Consider the following 8,464-nt stretch of genomic DNA (forward strand, 5'->3'; position numbering starts at 1 on the left):
AACGGGAAGAGAATGCCGATGCCCAGATCGAAACCGTCCATGACCACGTACATCATGATGCCGAAGATGATGATCACGGCCCAGATCAGCGGAAGATCAATACCCATGATTCAAATCTCCTTGGTCACGATGCGATCGGTATCGGCATGATCGTCGTCGTCGGCTGCGGACAGCGGACGAGCCGGCGTGCGTTTCTGCCCGGGACCACCGTCGTTGGTCTCCTTGCCCTCGTCGATCTTCGGCCCTTTGCGCACCAGGCGCATCATGTAGCCAAGACCGGCTCCGAACAGCGCGAAATACACCACGACGAACAGGATCAGGGTGATGCTCATCTGCATGACGCTATGGTTGGAGGACGCATCCGCCGTGCGCATCAGGCCGTAGACCACCCACGGCTGGCGTCCGATTTCAGTGGTGAACCATCCGGCGAGGATCGCGATCAGGCCGGACGGCCCCATCCACAGTGCCAGGTAAAGGAATGGACGCGAGGTGTAGAGCGTGTCGCGCTTGCGCAGCCAGAGACTCCACAGACCGGTAAAGATCATCAGGAAACCCAGGCCGACCATGATCCGGAACGACCAGAACACGATGGTCGAATTCGGCCGGTCTTCCGGTGGGAACTCCTTAAGCGCCGGCACCTGTTTGTCCAGCGAGTGGGTCAGGATCAGGCTGCCCAGATACGGTATTTCGACGGCGAATTTGGTTTTCTCCTCTTTCATGTCCGGCCAGCCGAACAGGATCAACGGCGTCGCCTCGTCGCCCTTGTTTTCCCAGTGCCCTTCGATAGCAGCGATTTTCGCCGGCTGATGCTCAAGCGTGTTGAGGCCATGGAAGTCGCCGATAACGGCCTGGATCGGCGCGACGATCAAGGCCATCCACATCGCCATCGACAGCATTTTGCGAATCGCAGGATTATCCTTGCCACGTAGCAAGTGCCAGGCCGCGGAGGAGCCAACGAAAAATGCTGTGGCGACAAACGCCGCCGTGGCCATGTGCATCAGGCGATACGGGAACGAGGGGTTGAAGATCACTGCCAGCCAGTCGGTGGGAATCACCTGGCCGTTGACAATTTCAAAGCCCTGCGGGGTCTGCATCCAGCTATTGGAGGCGAGAATCCAGAACGTCGAGATCAACGTGCCGATGGCGACCATGACCGTGGCGAAGAAGTGCAAGCCGCGTCCGACCTTGTTCCAGCCGAACAGCATCACGCCGAGGAAACCGGCCTCAAGGAAGAAGGCCGTGAGCACTTCGTACGTCAGCAACGGACCGGTCACTGACCCGGCGAAGTCCGAGAATCGGCTCCAGTTGGTACCGAACTGATAGGCCATGACCAACCCGGAGACCACCCCCATGCCGAAGTTGACGGCAAAGATCTTCGACCAGAAGTGGTAAAGGTCACGGTAGGTGTCGTTATGGGTTTTGAGCCACAAGCCTTCGAGTACCGCCAGGTAACTCGCCAGGCCGATGGTGATGGCCGGAAACAGGATATGAAACGAGATGGTGAACGCGAACTGAATTCGGGCGAGATCAAGTGCCTCTAAACCGAACATAAGTCTTCCTCTGTCAGGTAGTACGGCTGCGGGCTGGAAGCCTGCATCCACGGCCCCCACGGGTAATGGAGTGTGGCGAGTTTCGGTTTGTTCTTTTTTTCACGCATCACAACGCAGGGAGTCAGGCCAACCGGCCGCCGGATCAATTCCTTTTGAAGGTTTTGACCTGGATCAATCAACGTTGAAAGAGTAGTCCCATTTCCGGGGATGAACCGCGTGGTCTATTGCCGCGTGACAAGTTGCCTCATGGCGTTTGGCCCACTCAAAACCCTGTGGCACCACAGATCCCTGTGGGAGCGGGCTTGCCCGCGATAGCGGTGTGTCAGACGACAATGATGTTGGATGTACCGGCCTCTTCGTCGGATCGCCGCCCGGAGCAAGCCCGCTCCCACAGGGGACCTCATTGATTTTGAAGATCGGTACCTAGCTATCTAAATTTTCCGGCCTTGCAACTTTCGGTTACAGGTTGGTGATAACCTCGCCCTTCCCCTCCTGCAGATCTGCCTTCAAATGCCCAGCCAAGAGCCGTTGCTGCTGCGTCACCACCGTCCATTCCTTGCCTTTTGGTTCGCGCGAATTTTTACCGCCAGCGGCTTTCAGATGCTCACCGTGGCGATTGGATGGAACCTGTATCAACTGACCGGAAATGTGCTTGATCTGGGGTTGGTGGGGCTCGTGGAATTCGCGCCTCGCGTGCTGTTCATGCTGCACACCGGGCATGTCGCCGACCGCTACGACCGACGCAAGGTCGCGGCCATCTGCCAGTCCCTGCAAGCGCTGATCGCCCTGTCGCTGGCCATTGGCAGCGCGACCGATCATGTCACCCGGGAGATGATCTTCATCCTCGCCTTTTTACTCGGCGCCGCCCGCTCCTTCGAGATGCCGACCACCCAGGCCTTGCTCCCGAGCATTGTGCCCAGCGGACTGTTCCCTCGGGCCGTGGCCGCCGCGCAATCGGCCCAGCAATCGGCCACCATTGTCGCGCCAGCCCTCGGCGGCTTGCTCTATGCCTTTGGCAGCGTTTGGGTCTACGGCCCGACGGTGGTCCTGTACATCATCGCCTGTGCACTGATGCTCAACCTGCCTGCGCGGCAAACGCCGCTGAACAAAGGCAAGGCGACGCTGGATTCCCTGTTGGCGGGGATCCGCTTCATCCGCAGTCGCCCGGACATTCTCGGCGCGATTTCCCTGGACCTGTTCGCCGTGCTGTTGGGCGGTGCGACGGCGCTGCTGCCAGTGTTCGCCAAGGACATTCTGCTGACCGGCCCTTGGGGGCTGGGCCTGTTGCGTTCGGCACCTGCAGTGGGAGCGCTGCTGATGTCGCTGTATCTCGCGCGATTTGCAGTAGAACGCAATGTCGGGCGAGTGATGTTCACCGCAGTGGGCATCTTCGGTGTGGCGACCATTGCTTTCGGTCTGTCGACCTCGTTCTGGTTCTCGCTGGCCGTGCTGGTGGTTCTGGGGGCCGCCGACATGATCAGCATGGTGATCCGCGCCTCGTTCGTGCAGCTGGAAACCCCGGACGAAATGCGCGGCCGGGTCAGCGCGGTGAACGGCTTGTTCATCGGCGCTTCCAATCAGTTGGGTGAATTCGAGTCCGGCCTGACGGCCCATTGGTTCGGCACCGTGCCGGCAGTGGTCATGGGCGGCATCGGTACGCTGGTGGTGACAGGAACCTGGATCAAACTGTTCCCGACCCTGGCCAATCGCGACCGGATGCATGCGCCGGTGGAAGAAGCGAAGGTCTGACAGGCCCGGATCACCAGTTTGGCAACTGGATGCAATACATAGAGACTGCACGAGTGTAATGTATCGCCTTACACTCGCACCATGATCAGATCTTTCCAGCACAAAGGCCTTCGGGGCTTTTATGAAACGGGTTCGACTCGTGGGATTCGAGCAGACCACTCCAAGCGTCTGTCACGAATTCTGCAGTTCATGGATCGCGCGGCGACGCCCGGTGACCTTGATATTCCAGGATGGCGACTGCACCCGCTCAAGGGAGAGCTGAATCACTATTGGTCATTGACGGTTTCGGGTAACTGGCGGGGCATTTTCCGCTTTGTCGGTACGGATATAGAACTGGTCGACTATCTGGACTACCACTGACAGGAGGCAGGATATGCCCATGCACAACCCGCCACACCCAGGCGAAACATTGTTGATGGATGTGTTGCCCGAACTGGGCATCAGTATCGCGCAGCTGGCTCGACATCTTGGATATGCACGTCCGCATCTTTCACGTGTCCTGCATGGGCACGCGCCCATCAGTCCGGACCTGGCGGTACGTCTTGAGCGCGCAGGCATTGGCAAGGCTCGTATGTGGTTGGGAGTCCAGACTGACTACGATCTCTGGCAAGCTGAACGACGCGAGCAACCGCTCATCAAGCCCATCGCCGCTCATGTCTGACTCGGCTTATACCAACAATTCCCCCGCCACCGCCGCCCGCGTGGCTTTACCACACAGCTGCTCCACCAGCGTCAGCGCAAATGCCAACGCGGAGCCCGAGCCCTGGGCGGTGATGCAGTTGCCATCGATCACCACCCGCTGATCGACAAAGTTGCAGCCTGAGAGTTGGTTGCTGACCGATGGCAGGCAAGTCATGCGCCGCTGGCGCAATACGCCAAAGGATTGCAGCGCGACCGCCGGCGCTTCAGCAATACCGGCGAACAGCCGACCGGCAGCCGTCTGGTCCTTGATCAATTGTTGCAGCGGTTGATGTGCTGCGAGATGTTGTGCCCCCACCGCACCGCCGGGCAGGACGATCAGGTCGAAGGGCTGAGCCAGCAGGTCCACCAGCATTGCGTCAGACGTCAGGCGGGTGCCGCGGGCGCAGGTGAGCATGCGTCGCCCTTCGATGCTGGCCACCACCACTTCAACCTTGGCGCGGCGCAGTACATCAATCAGGGTCACGGTTTGCAGGTCATCGGTGCCCTCGGCGAGGGCAATCAAGGCTCTAAAGGTCATGGGAACAATCCACTGGAGTGTTCTTAAAGCGTAGCCAGCTTTCCTGACCCTTGTTCGGGGCCCGCCGTTATCTGACGTATAGGCTACTTGATATAAAGCAGCGTCGACATCGTGTTCCCCGGGGCGTTGATAGAGGTGTTACTGAAGGTGAAGGTACCTTCCTGCCTGCCTGCCATATCGAAGATGTAGAGATTGCCGACGGTTTTTCGACCGGGGATGCAATCGGTCAGGTTGCCATTATCGTAAGCACAGACCGGCGTGCGGCTTCCATTCAGGTCGAAGCCGTCCAGTCCGACATGGGGCTGGCTACGGCCATAACCCACTTCCAGAACGTAGATCCTGATATTCGGACCAGTGTGATTGCAGCGTGTCTGCGTCTGCCCCTCATCAATGGTCTCAAACCCACAGCCTGGGGATTCGACCTTGAGCACTTTCACCTGGGTCAACGGCTGTGCCGAGGCTGCCGAAGCGGTTTGTACCCCCAGAAGCATTGCCAGCAAGATCAACAGACGCAATTTCATGAATAACACCCCCGAAAACAGTCGCGCAGTATGGCTGACTCACGCCAAACGCAAAACATCGACGACGATCACCGCCATAAGCAGCCATAACCCGACTCTGCTGGTATGATGCGCGGCTTTTTCCGGCCCACAGTAATTTCCCAGGCGCGTTCAGCGGTCTGTGCTTTGCTGTTGAGGTCGATACATTCACGGCGCCGGGCGCGCCACGGGGAGCAGACATGCTGGAAAGGCTGTTTCAACTCAAGGCACACAACACCAACGTGCGGACCGAGATTCTGGCGGGCGTCACGACTTTCTTGGCCATGGCCTACATTCTGTTCGTCAACCCGAGCATCCTCGGTGAGACCGGCATGGACAAGGGCGCGGTGTTCGTCGCCACCTGTCTGGCAGCCGCCATCGGCTCCACGATCATGGGCCTGATCGCCAACTACCCGATCGCGCTCGCACCGGGCATGGGCCTGAACGCCTTCTTTACCTACACCGTGGTCCTGCACATGGGCCACACCTGGCAGGTGGCGCTGGGAGCAGTGTTCATCTCGGCGGTGTGCTTCTTCCTGTTGTCGATCTTCCGTATCCGTGAATGGATCATCAACAGCATCCCGCTGCCACTGCGCTCTGCGATTGCGGCCGGTATCGGCCTGTTCCTGGCGTTGATCGCCCTGCACAACGCCGGCATCGTGGTCAGCAACCCGGCGACCATGGTCGGCCTCGGTGACTTGAAACAACCGGCACCGATCCTCGCCACCCTCGGTTTCGCCCTGATCGTCGCCCTCGAAGCGCTGGCGGTGCGCGGTGCGGTGCTGATCGGCATCCTGGTGGTGACGATCATCTCCATCGCGCTGGGCTTCACGCCGTTCGGCGGTGTGATGTCGATGCCACCTTCGCTGGCGCCGACCTTCCTGCAACTGGACATCAAGGGTGCACTGGACATCGGTCTGGTCAGCGTGATTTTCGCCTTCCTGTTCGTCGACCTGTTCGACAACTCCGGCACCCTGATCGGCGTGGCCAAACGCGCCGGCCTGATGGGCAAGGACGGCCACATGCCAAAAATGGGGCGTGCGCTGATCGCTGACAGTACTGCGGCGATGGCCGGCTCCCTGCTGGGCACCTCGACCACCACCAGCTACATCGAATCCGCTGCGGGTGTGAGCGCCGGCGGCCGTACCGGTTTGACCGCCATCGTCGTGGCCATCCTGTTCCTGCTGGCGCTGTTCTTCTCGCCACTGGCCGCCAGCGTTCCAGCCTTCGCCACTGCTCCGGCACTGCTGTTCGTCGCCGTGCTGATGACTTCCGGTCTGGCCGAAATAGACTGGGACGACATCACCGTCGCCGCACCGGTCGTGATCACCGCACTGGCCATGCCGTTCACATACTCCATCGCCAACGGCATCGCCTTCGGTTTCATTGCCTGGACGGCCATCAAGCTGATGTCCGGTCGTGGTCGTGAGCTGAACCCGGCGCTGGTGATCCTGTCGATTCTGTTCGTGATCAAGCTGGGTTGGTTCAACGCATGACTTTTGATTCCCAGGCCTACGCCGCTCAGTTAGAAGACAAGGTCACGCGCCTGCGTGACCTGCTGGCCCCGTTCGATGCACCGCAGCCAGCCGTCTTCGACTCGCCGCTGCAAAACTTCCGCTTGCGTGCCGAATTCCGCCTGTGGCGTGAAGCCGGCGAGCGCCACTACGCGATGTTTTCCCAGGAAGACAAGCGCACACCCATCCTGATCGAAGAGTTCCCGATCGCAAGCTTGCGTATCAATGAGTTGATGCCGCAGCTCAAGGCCGCCTGGCAAGCCAGCGCGCCCCTGAGCCACAAGCTGTTCCAGGTGGAGTTCCTGACTACCCTGGCCGGCGATGCGATGATCACCCTGTGTTACCACCGTCCGCTGGACGAGCATTGGCACACGGCGGCTTCGAAGCTGGCAGCCGAGCTGAACGTCAGCATCATTGGCCGTTCCAAAGGCAAACGCGAAGTCATCGGTCACGACTATGTGGTCGAGAAACTGCAAGTCGGTGGTCGTACTTTCAGTTATCGCCAGCCCGAAGGCGCCTTCACCCAGCCCAACGGCACGGTGAACCAGAAGATGCTCAACTGGGCGTTCGACGCCCTGGGTGACCGTACCGACGATCTGCTGGAGTTGTACTGCGGCAACGGCAACTTCACCCTGCCGCTGGCAACGCGAGTACGCAAAGTGCTGGCCACTGAAATCAGCAAGACCTCGGTCAACGCTGCTTTGAGCAACCTCAGTGAAAACGCCGTGGATAACGTCACGCTGGTGCGCTTGTCCGCCGAAGAGCTGACCGAAGCGCTGAACGAAGTGCGCCCGTTCCGCCGCCTGCACGGCATCGACCTCAAGAGCTATGAGTTCGGCAGCGTCTTCGTCGACCCGCCCCGCGCCGGCATGGACCCGGACACCTGCGAGCTGACCCGACGCTTCGACAACATTCTCTACATTTCCTGCAACCCGGAAACCCTGGCGGCCAACATCGCGCAACTGCACGACACCCACCGCATTACCCAATGCGCGATGTTCGACCAGTTCCCGTGGACGCATCACATGGAGTCCGGGGTGTTGTTGACCCGGCGGTGATTGTAAATCTGCAAACCAAATCAGCCGTCATCACGACGGCTTTTTTGTACCCGCTCACTGCACCACATCGACCTTGCGTGGGCGTCCACCTTTCTTGCCATTAGCCCTCGCCGCCTCAGCCTTGGCAGCGCTGCTCTGCTCTGCTCTGCCGACCATTGCGTGAGGCGATCACCGAGGCCGCCATCGCCATCAGTGGTTCGCTGGCAGAGATCATCCCGGCGATAGAAACCTGCAGATCCTTGCCTTCATGGCAGAGCGCCGTCCCGATGTAACCCACCTCGATACCAGCAAAATTTTCGACCTCAAATCCATCGAACTCAGGGTAGTTTCGAACGGGTAGCAATACTCCACTGCCATCTTCGAAGCTGACTGCCAGGCATGGATCCAGAAAGGCTACCGCCGTTGCTTGTAAACCGCTGTTTCGGCATAACTTGCCCCGTTTGATAGCTTCCTCAAGGCGATCTTCTGTCACCGGATTATCAATGGGAGGTTTGGCTTTTATCGTTTTCATAACTCGATCTCCACACTTTCCTGTGCGTCGTTAGGGTCTCCGCAAATCCTATGTAGCTACATACCTTCATGCCAACCCATCAGTTAGGTTACATCCGAGATCGAATTATCAAACAACACCGATCAATCGTTAACAATCCGTTCCCGACGCCCACAAAAAAACCGTCACGAGGACTAATGCCGATCAGTTAAGCAACTGTAGGAGCGAGCTTGCTCGCGAAAAACGTTAACGATGACGCGAGCATCCTGAATGGTCGCGGCGTCTACAGGTTTTTCGTCGGAACGCCGCCCGGAGCAATCGAGCGTCGACCGGCTGCTCCTACAG

8 protein-coding genes and 2 pseudogenes are annotated in these 8,464 nt (G+C 59.2%); 5 read left to right on the plus strand and 5 right to left on the minus strand.

The window, feature by feature from the left end; all coding sequences use genetic code 11:
- Together ACRESJ_RS18910 and ACRESJ_RS18915 are read right to left on the minus strand one after the other, a co-directional pair.
- Positions 1–107, minus strand: a pseudogene (locus ACRESJ_RS18910) (ubiquinol oxidase subunit II); the annotation flags it as partial.
- A gap of 3 nt (positions 108–110) precedes the next feature.
- Entirely contained in the window at positions 111–1,550 is a 1,440-nt protein-coding gene (locus ACRESJ_RS18915) for a cytochrome ubiquinol oxidase subunit I (RefSeq protein ID WP_431759248.1), read from the minus strand.
- Positions 1,551–2,060: 510 nt separating this feature from the next.
- Here ACRESJ_RS18915 and ACRESJ_RS18920 point away from each other — a divergent pair.
- The 3 genes from ACRESJ_RS18920 (at position 2,061) to ACRESJ_RS18930 (ending at position 3,960) form a co-directional block, all read left to right on the plus strand.
- A complete protein-coding gene (locus ACRESJ_RS18920) occupies positions 2,061–3,299 on the plus strand; it encodes an MFS transporter (RefSeq protein WP_431759249.1) in 1,239 nt (412 codons plus the stop codon).
- Between the two features lie 81 nt (positions 3,300–3,380).
- Positions 3,381–3,659 (plus strand): type II toxin-antitoxin system RelE/ParE family toxin, encoded by a 279-nt coding sequence (locus ACRESJ_RS18925; RefSeq protein ID WP_431759250.1) that lies wholly within the window; start codon positions 3,381–3,383, stop codon positions 3,657–3,659.
- A 13-nt stretch (positions 3,660–3,672) separates the two neighbouring features.
- Positions 3,673–3,960, plus strand: coding sequence for a HigA family addiction module antitoxin (locus ACRESJ_RS18930; protein WP_431759251.1), 288 nt, complete (start codon positions 3,673–3,675; stop codon positions 3,958–3,960).
- A 6-nt stretch (positions 3,961–3,966) separates the two neighbouring features.
- Here the strand turns inward: ACRESJ_RS18930 and ACRESJ_RS18935 are convergent, their stop codons facing one another.
- Together ACRESJ_RS18935 and ACRESJ_RS18940 are read right to left on the minus strand one after the other, a co-directional pair.
- Positions 3,967–4,518, minus strand: coding sequence for a DJ-1 family glyoxalase III (locus ACRESJ_RS18935; protein WP_431759252.1), 552 nt, complete (start codon positions 4,516–4,518; stop codon positions 3,967–3,969).
- 83 nt (positions 4,519–4,601) lie between these two features.
- Positions 4,602–5,039: a DUF4879 domain-containing protein gene (locus ACRESJ_RS18940; protein ID WP_431759253.1), complete on the minus strand. Its 438-nt coding sequence runs from the start codon at positions 5,037–5,039 to the stop codon at positions 4,602–4,604.
- Between the two features lie 218 nt (positions 5,040–5,257).
- Between ACRESJ_RS18940 and ACRESJ_RS18945 the strand changes: the two genes are divergently transcribed.
- Positions 5,258–6,553, plus strand: a complete 1,296-nt coding sequence (locus tag ACRESJ_RS18945; protein WP_431759254.1) for an NCS2 family permease — start codon at positions 5,258–5,260, stop codon at positions 6,551–6,553.
- The gene (gene trmA, locus ACRESJ_RS18950; RefSeq protein WP_431759255.1) at positions 6,550–7,629 is read left to right on the plus strand and encodes a tRNA (uridine(54)-C5)-methyltransferase TrmA; all 1,080 of its coding nucleotides are present in this window, start codon (positions 6,550–6,552) and stop codon (positions 7,627–7,629) included. The genes ACRESJ_RS18945 and trmA overlap by 4 nt, the downstream gene beginning before the upstream one ends.
- Before the next feature lie 54 nt (positions 7,630–7,683).
- Here trmA and ACRESJ_RS18955 read toward each other — a convergent pair.
- Positions 7,684–8,140: pseudogene (locus ACRESJ_RS18955) on the minus strand (DUF2442 domain-containing protein).
- Between the last annotated feature and the right edge of the window lie 324 nt (positions 8,141–8,464).

This window comes from Pseudomonas sp. (assembly GCF_050739655.1).
Taxonomy (GTDB): Bacteria; Pseudomonadota; Gammaproteobacteria; order Pseudomonadales; family Pseudomonadaceae; genus Aquipseudomonas.

What these genes read in the sequence shown, in the direction of transcription:
- ACRESJ_RS18915 (WP_431759248.1), bottom strand. Translation starts at nt 1,550, where the DNA reads ATGTTCGGTTTAGAGGCACTTGATCTCGCCCGAATTCAGTTCGCGTTC.
- ACRESJ_RS18920 (WP_431759249.1), top strand. Translation starts at nt 2,061, where the DNA reads ATGCCCAGCCAAGAGCCGTTGCTGCTGCGTCACCACCGTCCATTCCTT.
- ACRESJ_RS18925 (WP_431759250.1), top strand. Translation starts at nt 3,381, where the DNA reads ATGATCAGATCTTTCCAGCACAAAGGCCTTCGGGGCTTTTATGAAACG.
- ACRESJ_RS18930 (WP_431759251.1), top strand. Translation starts at nt 3,673, where the DNA reads ATGCCCATGCACAACCCGCCACACCCAGGCGAAACATTGTTGATGGAT.
- ACRESJ_RS18935 (WP_431759252.1), bottom strand. Translation starts at nt 4,518, where the DNA reads ATGACCTTTAGAGCCTTGATTGCCCTCGCCGAGGGCACCGATGACCTG.
- ACRESJ_RS18940 (WP_431759253.1), bottom strand. Translation starts at nt 5,039, where the DNA reads ATGAAATTGCGTCTGTTGATCTTGCTGGCAATGCTTCTGGGGGTACAA.
- ACRESJ_RS18945 (WP_431759254.1), top strand. Translation starts at nt 5,258, where the DNA reads ATGCTGGAAAGGCTGTTTCAACTCAAGGCACACAACACCAACGTGCGG.
- trmA (WP_431759255.1), top strand. Translation starts at nt 6,550, where the DNA reads ATGACTTTTGATTCCCAGGCCTACGCCGCTCAGTTAGAAGACAAGGTC.